Genomic DNA, 11,660 nt, shown 5'->3' with positions numbered 1-11,660 from the left:
GCGGTGAGTTCCTAGACAGCTCCCACCACACCGGAGGTCTTCGCCATGTTCAAGACCAGACCAGTGTCAACAACGCTCGTGATCAATACACCTAGTCCCTCTCCGCGTCACCCCTCCGCCCGAGCGGTCGGCGCTGTTCCTCGCGTCCCAGGCCCGGAGACTGGCGCTTGGCGCTCATGCCTCCCTCGTCGTCCGCGGCCTCGCCCCGGCGGCTCCGTTCCGCTTCCTCGGCCTCTCGGCGCGCCTCCGCGTCGCCGCTTTCGCCGACGGCTTCGGAGGGGGTGGTCCGTGGCGGCGTGTCCGCGGGCAGGGTTCGTCGGCGCTCGTGGTGGCCCATGGTCTCCTCCTGTCACGTGCGGTGTATTCGTGCGGGCCACCTCGTGCGGAGGGGCCGGCACGGGGAGCGGCTGCCCGTCGGTGTCACGGCGAAACACCGTGTACGGGGGCCAGTACGAAGGTGTGCCCGGCGGGGTCCATGAAGCGGCGCGCATCGGTGCGCCGGTCCGTCCGGGTGCCGCTCTGCTCGGCGGTCACGGGGCGCGCGCCCAGGGAGACCGCTTCGCGCTCGGCCTCGTCGAGCGCGTCGGGAGCGACGACGATCCACAGATGGGCCTGCTGGGAGTCGTCCGGCCGGGGCCAGCTCGGCGGCGCGTGGCCGGGGTCGCGGTGGATGCCCAGGACGATTCCGGTGGCGTCGGAGATCAGCAGGAGGTCGGGGTCTCCACAGCTCGGCTCGACGGTGGCGTCGAGCAGCTCGGCGTAGAAGCGGGCGAGGGGTTCGGGTTCGGTGCTGTCGAGGACGAGGACTGCGGTCTTGGAGACGGTCATGGTCTGCGTCTGCCCGCTCACGCCCTTTGCAGACAAGGGGAGTTGTCATTCGGTTGCCGTCGGAGCACGGGGGCCGCCCTACCGGGCGCCGCCCTCCGGTCGCGCGGTGCCCGGACGGATCGCGTCCCGCGGGACGCTCGCCGTTGTCACCGCCTTCGCCATCGCCGGAATCGCCCTGTACGGCCGTTCGGGTGGGCGCAGGGCTCGTTCCGCAGGGGGTGCGTCGGGCACGATGGCGCGCGTACATCCGGCACGACGGTGATCAAAGGGGTTGCGGTATGAGCGGTGTGGCGCGCAGGACGGTCGTCGCGGCGGCGGGCACGGCGGGGTTGGCGGCGGCGCTGGCCGCCTGTGGCGGCGGGGACGACGGGGGCAAGCAGGTCGTCGAGGAGAACGCGCCGCTCGCGAAGACCGGTGACATCCCGGTGGGTGGCGGGAAGGTGCTCGCCGACAAGGGCGTGGTGATCACCCAGCCCAAGGCCGGCGAGTTCCTGGCCTTCTCCGCCCGCTGCACCCACCAGGGCTGCACGGTCGGCAGCGTGGCGGACGGGGTCATCGTCTGCCCGTGCCACCAGAGCAGGTTCGACGCCTCGGACGGCAGCGTGAAGCAGGGTCCGGCGACCCGGCCCCTGGAGCCGACGCCGATCGAGGTGTCGGGCGACACGATCAGGCTCGGCTGACCCGCCCGGGGGACTTCCAGCAGTCGAGGACCTCGTCGGTGGTGGCGATGCCGGCCACGAGCGCGAGGGTGTGGCGGACCATCGCGGGCGTGTAGTCGGCCGGCACGCCCGCGATGGCGTCGCTCGGCACGACGACGGTGTAGCCCAGGTTCACGGCGTCGAAGACGGCGTTCGGGACGGCGACGTTGGCGGAGACGCCGGTGACGACCAGGGTCCGGCAGCCGAGGTTGCGCAGCAGCGCGTCGACGTCGGTCCCGGCGATCGGCGAGAGCCCGTGCAGCCGCCGCACCACGAGGTCCTCCTCGGCGACCGCGATGGGTTCGGCGATCCGTACGGCGGCGCTTCCGGTGTGCTGCTGTACGGGGAGCCTGGCGGCGGCGCGGAAGAGCGGGGCGTTGCCGTTGGCGCCGCGCCCGTCGGGGCGCCGTTCGGCGACGGCGTGCAGCACCTGCACGCCGGCCTCGTGCGCGGCCTGGACGAGCCGGGCGACGTTTTCCAGGGCGCCCGACTCACGCGCGGCGGCGGCGAGTTCGGGCAGGGCGCTGTGGGGTCCGACGACGCCCTGCTGGCATTCGACGGTGAGCAGCACGGTGCCGTCCGGGGCGAGTTGCTCCCTGAGCCGTTCGGACCGGGTCATGACCATGACGTCCTCCCCTTGCACCTCGACTGCGGTGGCAGCATGATTTCTGACACTCCATCAGAAATCCAGAAGGGTGCGGACGATGACCGTCGCACAGCGCCACGGCCGCCGGATCATGATGACCCCGGCCGAGCTCGACACCTTCCTCACCGAGCAGCGCACCTGCCGGGTCGCGACCGTCTCGGCCGACGGCCGCCCGCACCTCAGCGCGCTCTGGTTCGCGTGGGACGGCACCTCGCTCTGGCTCTACTCCCTGACCCGCAGCCGCCGTTGGGCCGAGCTGAACACCCGGCCGCAGGTCTCGGTCCTGGTCGACGACGGCGAGGCGTACGGGGAGCTGCGCGGGGCGGAGCTGTCGGGCACCGTGGAGTTCGTGGGCGAGGCGCCGCGCACCGGCGAGCCCTGCCCCGAACTGGACGCACCCGAGCGCCTGTTCGCGGCCAAGAACTTCGGCCTCGACGCCATGCCGCACGACGGCCGGCACGCCTGGCTGCGGCTCACCCCGACAGTTGTCGCCTCCTGGGACTTCCGCAAGCTCGCCGAAGGCTGAGGCCGACTCGGCGGACTCGGCGGACTCGCCAAGACCCTAGGACCGCCCCGGCGGACTCGGCCGACTCGGCGGACTCGCCAAGACCCTAGGACCGCCCCGGCGGACTCGGCGGGCTCAGCCGACTCGGACGACTCGGCGAGACCCTAGGACCGCCTCGATCGGCCGGACAGCTCCTGCCCGGCCGCCGGCGCACCGGCCGCCCGCAGCGCGTCCACGACCGCACGGATGGACGGCCGGCGGCCGGCATCCGTGCGCCAGGTCGCGTAGATGTGGCGGCGCACCGGCTGCCGTACGGGCACGAAGGCGACGCCGTCCATGGTCGCGGGCCGGCCGAGCCGGGGCGCGACGCAGATCCCGAGCCCGGCGGCGACCAGCGCGAGCTGGGTGTGGTGATCGCCGGCGACATGGGCGATCCGGGGCTCGATGCCCTTGCCGCGCAGCGTGAAGATCAGCCAGTCGTGGCAGAACTCGCCGGCCGGCCAGGAGACCCACTCCTCGTCGGCGAAGTCCTCCAGGTCCACGGTCTCCCGCCCGGCCAGCGGATGGTCGGCGGGCAGGGCCACGTCGGCGGAGTCGTCGAGCAGATGGGCCCGTTCGAGCCCGGCCGGGAGGGGAGCCCGCTTGTTGTTCCAGTCGAGGACGACGGCGAGGTCGCTGTCCCCGCGCAGCACCTCGCGCACCCCGAGATCCGGCTCCAGTTCCGCGGTGTGCACGCGCAGCTCGGGGTGGGCGGCGCGCAGCGCGCGGATCGCGGTCGGGAAGAGCCCGCGCATCGCCGTCGGGAAGGCCGCGATCCGCACCTCGCCGACCACCTGGCCGCGCTGCGCCTCGATGTCCGCCTGGGCGAGGGAGACCTGGGACAGGATCCGGGCCGCGTGCTCGGCGAGCAGCAGCCCGGCGTCGGTGAGCCGCACCCCGCGCCCGTTCTTGGCGAGGAGCTGCTGGCCGATCTCGCGCTCCAGCTTGGCCAGCTGCTGCGAGACGGCGGAGGTCGTGACGTGCAGCCCTTCGGCGGCGCCGCTCACCGAGCCGTGCCGGGCGACGGCGTCGAGGGTCCGCAGGCGCTCCAGATTCAACATGTAAGCGATGCTAAGACATCGGGTCGAGGAATTCTCGCTTGTACTACGAGGTCGAGGTCGGCGACCCTGAGGGACATGAGCAGCCCCTCCGCTTCCCCCACCCGCCCCACCCGTACGGTCGGCTGGCGCGTCCGCTTCGGCGTCCTGGCCCTGATCTGGGGCTTCAGCTTCCTCTTCATCAAGGTCGGCACGGAGGGCTTCGCCCCCTTCCAGGTGACCTTCGGCCGGCTCCTCTTCGGTACGGCGGTGCTGGTCGTCGCGCTCCTCGTGAAGCGCGAGCGGCTGCCGCGCGGCGCGCGCACCTGGGGTAATCTGGCGGTGGCGGCGTTCCTGCTCAACGCGCTGCCGTTCTCGCTCTTCGCCTACTCCGAGCTGACGATCCCGTCCACGCTCGCCGGCATCTGCAACGCCACCACCCCGCTGTGGGGCATGGTCCTCTCGCTGGTCGCGCTCTCCGAGGACCGCCCGACGCGGGTGCGGGCCGCGGGCCTGGGCATCGGCTTCATCGGCGTCCTGACCGTGCTCGGCGCCTGGCAGGGCTTCTCCGGCCTGGACGTCACGGGCACGGCGCTGGCCCTGCTCGCCTCGTTCAGCTACGCGGTGGGCTGGATCTACGTCCGCCGCACCCTCGCCGGCACGGGCTCCTCGAACCTCTCCCTCGCCTGCTCCCAGGTCGGCCTCGCCACCCTCCAACTCGCCCTCGTCACCCCGCTGTTCACCACCTGGCCGAGCCGGATCGAGCTCCTGCCGCTGCTCTCGGTGATCGCGCTCGGCGCGCTCGGCACGGGGTACGCGATGCTGCTCCAGTACGGCGTGGTGGCGGAGGTCGGCCCCACGACGGCGGCCATGGTCACGTACTTCATCCCGGTCATCGCCACGGCCGCCGGCGTCGCCGTCCTCGGCGAGCACCTGACGTGGAACACCCCGGTGGGCGCCCTCGTCGTCCTGGCGGGCGCGGCCCTCACCCAGACCCGCGGCCCCCGCCGCACGGCCGGGGAGCGGGCCGCCGCCCCGGTGGCCGCCGGGTCCGGCGAGACCGGCGAGACCGGCGAACCGATCCGCGAACCGGTTCACGAACCGGTCCGCGAGCCGGCGGCCGAATCCCGGCCTGTCGCCAGGTAGCGCGCGGCTCGCCGGAGCAGGGCGGCCGTGTCCGCGAGAAGTACGCGGCGTGCGGCCCCTGGGCCGGTACGGCCACGGTCGCGGGCCTCGGACCGGCATGCGGCGGGACCCACCCCGCCCGCAGCTCACCCCCTACCCCTCACCCCGACCTCACCCATAGCTCCGCGCCGGCGCCGGCCCCGCCGCGTACGCCACCGCGTCCGCCAGTGGCTCGATGTCGGCGAGCGTGAGCCCGGAGACGGTGAGGCGGACGGCGGGGCCTGCCGAGAGGCGGAAGCGGGCGCCGGGGGCGACGGCCCAGCCGCGGGCGAGGAGGCGGGCGACGGCGCCGGTCTCGTCGGCGACCGGGACCCAGACGTTCATGCCGCTGCGGCCGTGGGCCGTGACGCCCCGGCGGGCGAGGGCGCGGACGAGGCCGTCGCGCCGGGCGCCGTAGGACGCCGCGACGGTGTCGGGGTCGAGGGCGCCGGTGCGCCACAGGTGGACGACGGCGCGCTGGAGCAGCCGGCTGACCCAACCGGGGCCGAGGCGCTGGCGCCCGAGGACGCGGTCGACGGTCTCGGCGTCGCCGGTGAAGGCGGCGATCCGCAGGTCGGGGCCCCAAGCCTTGGCGACGGACCGTACGAAGACCCACTTGCCACGCCCGGTGGCGAGCGGATGGAGCGGCTGAGCCACGATGCCGTGACCGTGGTCGTCCTCGACGAGCAGCACGTCGGGGTGGTCGTCGAGGACGGCGCGCAGCGCGGCGGCGCGTTCGGCGGTGACGCACGCGCCGGTCGGGTTCTGTGCCCGGTCGGTGACGATCACGGCCCGCGCCCCGGCCCGCAGAGCCCGCGCCACGGACTCCGGCAGCGGCCCCTCGTCGTCGACGGCGACGGGCACGGGCCGCAGCCCGAGCGCCGGTACGAGGTCGAGGAGGCTGCCCCAGCCCGGGTCCTCGACGGCGACCGCGTCGCCCGGCCGCAGCTGCGCGGCGAGCACCCGCTCCACGGCGTCGAGCGAGCCGGACGCGACGCCGACCGGCCCGGCCGGCACCCCGCCCGCGTCGAAGGAGGCCCGCGCGAGCGCCGCGAACTCCTCGTCGACCGGCGCCTCCCCGTACATCGGCGGCCTCTCCGCGTACTCGCGCGCGACCGCCGCGAGGACGGTGTCGAGCGGCGGCAGCAGCGCCGGGTCGGGGCTGCCGTTGCTGACGTCGCGGACGCCCTCGGGCGCCTCGACCCGGATCGAGCCGCGGGCGGTGGTCGCGGGCGCGGGCCGCACCCGGCTGCCGCGGCGCCCGTCGGTCTCGATCACCCCGCGCTCGCGCAGGGTGCGATACGCGGCGGCGACCGTATTCGGGTTCACCCCGAGGGAGGCCGCCAACTCCCGCATGGGCGGAAGCAGTTGTCCGGGCGCGAGGTGCCCGGAGCCGACCCCGCGCTCGACACTGGCGGCGATCTCCGATGCGCGACGACCTTCGATCAGATACTCTCCTAGCACAAAGCCCAGTATGCACTAGTGCAATGGAGTACGCAATGTCGGCGACGGACGCGATGACGGCCACCACGAGCTACGAGCCCACCGAGCGGACCGTCCCCACCCGCTCCCGCGAACGGGCCTCCTACGACCGCGAGCTGGTGCACGCGATACTCGACGAGACCTACCTCTGCCACCTCGGCTTCGTCCGCGACGGTGCGCCCGTCGTGCTCCCGACCCTCTACGGCCGGGTCGGCGAGGTCCTCTACGTGCACGGCTCGACCGGCTCCCGGCCGATGCGCATGGCCGCCCAGGGCACGGGTGCGGTCGACGGCGCCCGCGAGGAGGCTCCGGGCCTGCCGGTCTGCCTCACCGTGACCCACGTGGACGGCCTGGTCCTCGCCAAGTCCGCCTTCCACCACTCGATCAACTACCGCTCGGTCGTCGTGCACGGCACCGCCCACCAGGTCACCGACCCCGAGGAGCTGCGCACCGCCCTCGACGCGCTCGTCGACCACGTGGTGCCCGGCCGCGCCGCCGACTCCCGGCCCGGCAACGCCAAGGAGCTCGCCGCGACCGCCGTGCTCCGCATCGACCTCGCCGAGGTCTCCGCGAAGGTCCGCACCGGCGGCCCCAACGACGAGCCCGACGACGCCGCGCTCCCCCACTGGGCCGGTGTGATCCCGGTCCGGAAGAGCTACGGCACGCCCGAGCCGGCCGCCGACCTGGACCCGGCCGTCGCCCTGCCCGGCTACCTCGCCGCGCTCTGACGGCGCCTGACAGCGGAGGGACACCATGCTGATCCACCCCTGGGACGCGGCCCACGACGAGGGCGAGTGGCGCGACTGGCTCGCCGCCCACGACTTCGGCCAGCTCGCGGTCAACGGCGCGGACGGCGAGCCGCCGTGGGTGCAGCCGATGCACTTCCGCTACGAGGCCGAGCCGGGCCCGTTCGGGCAGGCGATCGCCCATCTCGCCCGCCCGAACCCGCTCTGGCACGACCTGGAGCGCAGTCCCACCGTGCTGCTGAGCGTCGTCGACGACTACGTGTACGTGCCGGGCCACTGGACCGCCCCGGACGGCGCGCCCACCGAGCACGGCACCCCCACCTCGTACTACGCGGCCGTGCAGTTGCGCTGCACGGCGCACATCGTCGAGGAACCGGAGGAGAAGGCGGCCCTGCTCAACCGGCAGGTCGCCCACTTCCAGCCGGAGGGCGGCACGGCGCCGGTGCGCCCGGGCGAGGCGCCGTTCGGCCGGATGCTCGCGGGCATCCGCGTCCTGCGGCTCGAAGTGACCGACGTACGCGCGAAGTTCAAGTACGCGGGCAACAAGCCGGTGGAGGTGCAGGAGCGGGTCTCGGAGCGCCTCGCCGAGCGCGCCGGCCCCGGCGACGCGGCGGCCCGGACCCATCAGCTCCGCCGCCGCTCCTCCCGCTAGGACGCCACCGCCACCGCCTCGCGATTGCGGCGGCCCGCCGCCGTGCGGGTCTCCGTGAGGGCCAGGCCGGTGACGGCGGTGAGCAGCAGCAGGGTGCCGGCGACGGTGGCGGCGGTGAGGCGTTCGCCGAGCAGCGTGACCGCGATGGCCGCCGCGCTCACCGGCTCCAGGAGCATGATCACGGAGACGGTCGCGGCGCGGACCACGGCCGCTCCGGCGAAGTAGAGGGCGTAGGCGAGGGCGGTCGGCACGGCAGCCACGTACACGAGGAGGCCGAGCACCCGCGCCGGGTCGTCGGTGTGCGGGACGAGTCCCTCGGCGGCGGCCAGGGGCAGCAGACCGACGGCGCCGATCGCGAACGCCCAGGTGGTGGTGGTGAGCGCGGCCCCGCCACCGCCGGTGCGCCCGAGCCACCGGGTGAGCAGGGTGATCGCCGCGTAACCGGCGGCGGAGAGGACGGCGAGCAGGACGCCGAGCGGCCGGACCTCGGTGCCGCCGTCCCCGAGCCCGCCGAGGACGAGCACACCGAGCCCGGCGAGCGCCCCGGCGACGGCGATCGCCCCGCCCGCCCCGATCCGCTCGCCCATCAGCAACCGTGCGCCGGCCGCGATGAGCACGGGGCCGGCGCCGAGGGTCACGACGGTGCCGACGGCGAGCCCGGTGGCCTGCACGGCGGCGAAGTAGGCGCTCTGGAAGACGGTCAGGCCGATGCCCGTGCCGAGGATGCGGACCAGGCGCCGCCGCGGCGGCTCGGGAGCGGCCGGGGCCTTCGGTCCGCGGCGCAGCGCGAGCGCTCCGAGCAGCAGGACGAGGCCGCCGACGCAGCGCCAGAAGGAGAGGGCGAGGGGGCCCAGGTCGCTGGCCCGGAAGACCAGGGAGGCGGCGGCGCCGGCCGTGCCCCAGGCGATTCCGGCGACGATCAGATAGGTGAGGCTCCGCCCGGTGGAGAGGGTGGAGGCAGGCGTGACAGACGTGTTCGACACGCGCGTTCTTCTTCCGTGAATCCGTGTGAAGACGGGGTGGGTTGGTCGCTCGGCTTCGCGCGCGGGCAGCGACGAACCGCTCGGGGGCCGTGTGTCGGCACGCCCGAGCCCGGTCTTCGTCAGCGGAAGGAGCCGCCCGCGCTAGGCGGCGGGAGGCGGCAGAACGGTCGAGTGCATGGTCGGCACCCTACGGGGCGGTCCGCCCGGCCGCCACCTCGGCCGCTGCGACCCCCTCCGCGGCGGACGCGGCCGATCCGGCCACCGGCTCGGGCGCCGCGGCCTTGGGCGTCGAGGACTGCGCGATGAACGCGCCGACGAGGACCACCGCGCCGCCGAGGATCTGCGGCGCCGCCAGGTGTTCGCCGAGCAGCACCCAGGCGAGGACGGTGGCGATCACGGCTTCCAGACAGGCCACCACGCCGGCGACCTGCGGGGAGAGTTTGCGCACCGAGATGACGCCCGTGACGTACGCGAGGACGGTGGCGACCAGCACGATGTAGCCGATCAGCAGCCAGGCCGGGACGTCGGTGCCGTTCATGTCGGCGGTGTCGCCGAGCACCGACCAGTCCATGCCCCACGGGCGGGCGACGAGGGTGAGGACGAGGGCGCCGCCGAGGAGTCCGTACGCGATGACGCCGAGCGGGTCGGCGGAGTCGGCCTCGTCGCTGCCGGTGTCGGAGAGCACGAAGTAGCCGACCTGGCAGCAGGCGGCGGCGAGCGCGAGCAGCAGGCCGAGGAGGTCGAAGCTCAGCCCGGACCAGACCTGCACGACACAGGCGAGGCCGCCGGCGGCGAGGACGACACCGACGGCCGCGGCGCGGGTGACCGGCCGCCGCTGGACGAAGCGGACCCAGCCGAGGACGAGGGCGGGGGCGAGGTACTCGATGAGCAGGGCCACGCCGACCGGGATCCGGGAGATGGCGGCGAAGTAGCACGCCTGGACGCCCGCGACGGCGAGCAGGCCGAAGCCGGCGAGCAGGGCGGGCTTGCGGCGCACCAGGTCGCGGTGGCGCCAGGCCACCGGCAGCATGACGAGGGCGGCGCCGGCCACCCGCAGCCACACCACGTGGAGCGGGTCGAGGCCCGCCTCGATGAGCGGCTTGGCCGCCACTCCTGAACCACCGAATGCGAAGGCCGATGCCAGGGCGAGTCCCAGGCCGGCGCTTCTCCCCTGAGACGCGTGCATCGGGCCATGATGACAGGACCCGGTCAGGGGCGTAACCCCCGTTACACCTGTTGAGACAGCTCCTCGATCCGGGCCGCCAGCGCGGCCCGGTCGACCCCCGCGGCGCGCAGCACCTCGGCGGCCCGGCTGCCGGGATCGGCGGCGAGCACGGCGAGCAGATCGAGCCCGCGGACCCTTCGGTCGCCGCGCTGGGCGGCCCGTTCGCAGGCGCCCGCGAGCGCGGCGGCGGCCGCCGGGGACCAGCCGGAGGAGACGGTCTCGGCGCCCCTGACGGCGGGCAGCGCGGAGCCGGTGTCCTCGACGGAGCGCTGCCAGCGCAGCCCGTAGCCGATGGACCGCTGGACGAGATAGCCCAGGACCCGGGCGTGCTGCGGCGGGCCGCCGAGGGCGGTGCCGGTCTCGGGATCGGCCTCGACCAGGGAGTGCAGGAGGTGCGCGGTGTCGATCTGCCGGTCGCCGTCCCGCAGCGCCCGCCGCCGGGCGCCGGCCACCGCCGTCAGGAGCTCCGCGGTCAGCACGCCCTCCAGCTCGGCGCGGCGGGCGGCGGGCAGCGACCACGGCACCTGGGGCCCGGAGCCGGGGCCGCTGCGGTGCCTGACGTTCGGGGCGGACGGCTGTTGAGGGACAGGACTGTGCACGGTTCCACCTCATCAAACCCACCCGCCTCGGGGCATCCCCGCCGAGGAGCATGTTCGCGTCCCTCCAGAGTCGGGCACGCGCGAGCGATTCCTCCTCCTCACGGATGAGATCGCGCGGCTTCTCCCCCAGGGGGCGCGCGCCGCCTTGCATTGCGCCCCGGACGCAACCACGTGCCCGCCCCGTATCGTCCTTCGGACATGTTCTGGATGGTGGCTCTGCTCGCGCTCGACGGGCGGCAGTACGTCTACCGGGTGTACGCACCGCGGGAGGCACTGCCGGCCGATCTGTTCTGGGCCGCGTTCCACTGCCACGACGAGAGCGGCGGGCCGCGCGCCTCGGACCGGTTCGACTCCGCGCAGATCTGGTGGATCGACGGCGTCGACGACGAGACCACCGAACTGACGGTTCATCAGTATTGAATGTTCGCGCCGCTCCGGCTACGTTCCGCGACACCGACAGGCCCGACTGGTACGCGTGAAGGGGTGGTTCCCATGGCCGAAGTCAGCGCGGAGGCACGGATCGAGGCACCGTCCGAGAAGGTGTGGGCGCAGCTCACCGACTTCGGTTCGTACGGGGAGTGGAACGCCACCCACACGAACTTCCCGAACGGCGGCCCGGCCGCCCTGGAGGCCGGCGCCACCTTCACGGAGAACATGAAGCTGATGGGCTTCCCCGCCGAGGTGCTGTGGACCGTGGAGGAGCTGGAGCCGGGCCGGGTGTTCGCGATCCGCGGCAAGGGCCCGATGGGCGTCAACGTCGGGACGCGCTACTCGCTCAGCGCGGACGGCGCGGCCACCACCGTACGGATCGACGGGGAGTTCACGGGTGCGGCCGTCTCCCTGATGGCGGGCAAGCTCAAGGACTCGGCGACGGCGGCGCTGACCGAGTCGCTGCGCAAGCTCGCCGGCCTGGTCGGCTGAGCGGCGGCTCGTACCGTACGACGGAGGAGGGGGCCCCCGCGCCGGGGGCCCGGCGGGCCCCCGGCCCAACACCCCCCCCCCCGGCCCCCCCCGGCCCCCCGGGCACGCCGGGGGGGGGGGGCGCCCCGGCCCCGC

General features: G+C 74.3%; 14 protein-coding genes. 7 read left to right on the top strand and 7 right to left on the bottom strand.

What is annotated here, in order from left to right; genetic code table 11:
• Positions 1-420 precede the first annotated feature (420 nt).
• A complete protein-coding gene (locus ACWEJX_RS36105) occupies positions 421-828 on the bottom strand; it encodes a VOC family protein (protein ID WP_451611642.1) in 408 nt (135 codons plus the stop codon).
• A 278-nt stretch (positions 829-1,106) separates the two neighbouring features.
• Here ACWEJX_RS36105 and ACWEJX_RS36100 point away from each other — a divergent pair, with 278 nt between their 5' ends.
• Positions 1,107-1,508: a Rieske (2Fe-2S) protein gene (locus ACWEJX_RS36100; RefSeq protein WP_451611641.1), complete on the top strand. Its 402-nt coding sequence runs from the start codon at positions 1,107-1,109 to the stop codon at positions 1,506-1,508.
• Here ACWEJX_RS36100 and ACWEJX_RS36095 read toward each other — a convergent pair.
• Positions 1,495-2,145 (bottom strand): cysteine hydrolase, encoded by a 651-nt coding sequence (locus ACWEJX_RS36095; RefSeq protein ID WP_451611640.1) that lies wholly within the window; start codon positions 2,143-2,145, stop codon positions 1,495-1,497. The genes ACWEJX_RS36100 and ACWEJX_RS36095 overlap by 14 nt on opposite strands.
• 85 nt (positions 2,146-2,230) lie before the next feature.
• On the opposite strand from ACWEJX_RS36095, the gene ACWEJX_RS36090 reads away from it, so the two are divergent.
• Positions 2,231-2,698: a pyridoxamine 5'-phosphate oxidase family protein gene (locus ACWEJX_RS36090; RefSeq protein ID WP_451611639.1), complete on the top strand. Its 468-nt coding sequence runs from the start codon at positions 2,231-2,233 to the stop codon at positions 2,696-2,698.
• A 143-nt stretch (positions 2,699-2,841) separates the two neighbouring features.
• Here the strand turns inward: ACWEJX_RS36090 and ACWEJX_RS36085 are convergent, their stop codons facing one another.
• A complete protein-coding gene (locus ACWEJX_RS36085) occupies positions 2,842-3,777 on the bottom strand; it encodes a LysR family transcriptional regulator (RefSeq protein ID WP_451611638.1) in 936 nt (311 codons plus the stop codon).
• A 75-nt stretch (positions 3,778-3,852) separates the two neighbouring features.
• On the opposite strand from ACWEJX_RS36085, the gene ACWEJX_RS36080 reads away from it, so the two are divergent.
• Positions 3,853-4,899, top strand: a complete 1,047-nt coding sequence (locus ACWEJX_RS36080; protein ID WP_451611637.1) for a DMT family transporter — start codon at positions 3,853-3,855, stop codon at positions 4,897-4,899.
• Positions 4,900-5,049: 150 nt separating this feature from the next.
• On the opposite strand, the gene ACWEJX_RS36075 is transcribed toward ACWEJX_RS36080, so the two are convergent.
• A complete protein-coding gene (locus ACWEJX_RS36075; RefSeq protein WP_451611636.1) occupies positions 5,050-6,381 on the bottom strand; it encodes an aminotransferase class I/II-fold pyridoxal phosphate-dependent enzyme in 1,332 nt (443 codons plus the stop codon).
• A gap of 23 nt (positions 6,382-6,404) precedes the next feature.
• On the opposite strand from ACWEJX_RS36075, the gene ACWEJX_RS36070 reads away from it, so the two are divergent.
• Positions 6,405-7,127 (top strand): pyridoxamine 5'-phosphate oxidase family protein, encoded by a 723-nt coding sequence (locus ACWEJX_RS36070; protein WP_451611635.1) that lies wholly within the window; start codon positions 6,405-6,407, stop codon positions 7,125-7,127.
• A gap of 25 nt (positions 7,128-7,152) precedes the next feature.
• Positions 7,153-7,797 (top strand): FMN-binding negative transcriptional regulator, encoded by a 645-nt coding sequence (locus tag ACWEJX_RS36065; RefSeq protein WP_451611634.1) that lies wholly within the window; start codon positions 7,153-7,155, stop codon positions 7,795-7,797.
• Here the strand turns inward: ACWEJX_RS36065 and ACWEJX_RS36060 are convergent.
• The 3 genes from ACWEJX_RS36060 to ACWEJX_RS36050 all read right to left on the bottom strand — a co-directional run bounded on the left by ACWEJX_RS36060 (position 7,794) and on the right by ACWEJX_RS36050 (position 10,604).
• Complete coding sequence (locus ACWEJX_RS36060) at positions 7,794-8,780, bottom strand: DMT family transporter (protein ID WP_451611633.1); 987 nt, start codon at positions 8,778-8,780, stop codon at positions 7,794-7,796. The genes ACWEJX_RS36065 and ACWEJX_RS36060 overlap by 4 nt on opposite strands.
• 187 nt (positions 8,781-8,967) lie before the next feature.
• Complete coding sequence (locus tag ACWEJX_RS36055; protein WP_451611632.1) at positions 8,968-9,966, bottom strand: EamA family transporter; 999 nt, start codon at positions 9,964-9,966, stop codon at positions 8,968-8,970.
• Between the two features lie 41 nt (positions 9,967-10,007).
• Entirely contained in the window at positions 10,008-10,604 is a 597-nt protein-coding gene (locus ACWEJX_RS36050; RefSeq protein ID WP_451611631.1) for a Clp protease N-terminal domain-containing protein, read from the bottom strand.
• A 198-nt stretch (positions 10,605-10,802) separates the two neighbouring features.
• Between ACWEJX_RS36050 and ACWEJX_RS36045 the strand changes: the two genes are divergently transcribed.
• Positions 10,803-11,024: a hypothetical protein gene (locus tag ACWEJX_RS36045; RefSeq protein WP_451611630.1), complete on the top strand. Its 222-nt coding sequence runs from the start codon at positions 10,803-10,805 to the stop codon at positions 11,022-11,024.
• Positions 11,025-11,096: 72 nt separating this feature from the next.
• A complete protein-coding gene (locus ACWEJX_RS36040) occupies positions 11,097-11,525 on the top strand; it encodes a type II toxin-antitoxin system Rv0910 family toxin (RefSeq protein ID WP_451611629.1) in 429 nt (142 codons plus the stop codon).
• The last annotated feature ends 135 nt before the right edge of the window (positions 11,526-11,660 follow it).

The sequence above is a fragment of the Streptomyces sp. NPDC004788 genome, from assembly GCF_053601115.1.
The sequence above is the reverse complement of the archived record's forward strand: the minus strand, read 5'-3'. Positions and strand labels throughout refer to the sequence as shown.

Excerpts from the sequence above, each read along its gene's own strand:
- ACWEJX_RS36105 (WP_451611642.1), bottom strand. The coding sequence starts at position 828 with ATGACCGTCTCCAAGACCGCAGTCCTCGTCCTCGACAGCACCGAACCC.
- ACWEJX_RS36100 (WP_451611641.1), top strand. The coding sequence starts at position 1,107 with ATGAGCGGTGTGGCGCGCAGGACGGTCGTCGCGGCGGCGGGCACGGCG.
- ACWEJX_RS36095 (WP_451611640.1), bottom strand. The coding sequence starts at position 2,145 with ATGACCCGGTCCGAACGGCTCAGGGAGCAACTCGCCCCGGACGGCACC.
- ACWEJX_RS36090 (WP_451611639.1), top strand. The coding sequence starts at position 2,231 with ATGACCGTCGCACAGCGCCACGGCCGCCGGATCATGATGACCCCGGCC.
- ACWEJX_RS36085 (WP_451611638.1), bottom strand. The coding sequence starts at position 3,777 with ATGTTGAATCTGGAGCGCCTGCGGACCCTCGACGCCGTCGCCCGGCAC.
- ACWEJX_RS36080 (WP_451611637.1), top strand. The coding sequence starts at position 3,853 with ATGAGCAGCCCCTCCGCTTCCCCCACCCGCCCCACCCGTACGGTCGGC.
- ACWEJX_RS36070 (WP_451611635.1), top strand. The coding sequence starts at position 6,405 with ATGGAGTACGCAATGTCGGCGACGGACGCGATGACGGCCACCACGAGC.
- ACWEJX_RS36065 (WP_451611634.1), top strand. The coding sequence starts at position 7,153 with ATGCTGATCCACCCCTGGGACGCGGCCCACGACGAGGGCGAGTGGCGC.
- ACWEJX_RS36055 (WP_451611632.1), bottom strand. The coding sequence starts at position 9,966 with ATGCACGCGTCTCAGGGGAGAAGCGCCGGCCTGGGACTCGCCCTGGCA.
- ACWEJX_RS36045 (WP_451611630.1), top strand. The coding sequence starts at position 10,803 with ATGTTCTGGATGGTGGCTCTGCTCGCGCTCGACGGGCGGCAGTACGTC.
- ACWEJX_RS36040 (WP_451611629.1), top strand. The coding sequence starts at position 11,097 with ATGGCCGAAGTCAGCGCGGAGGCACGGATCGAGGCACCGTCCGAGAAG.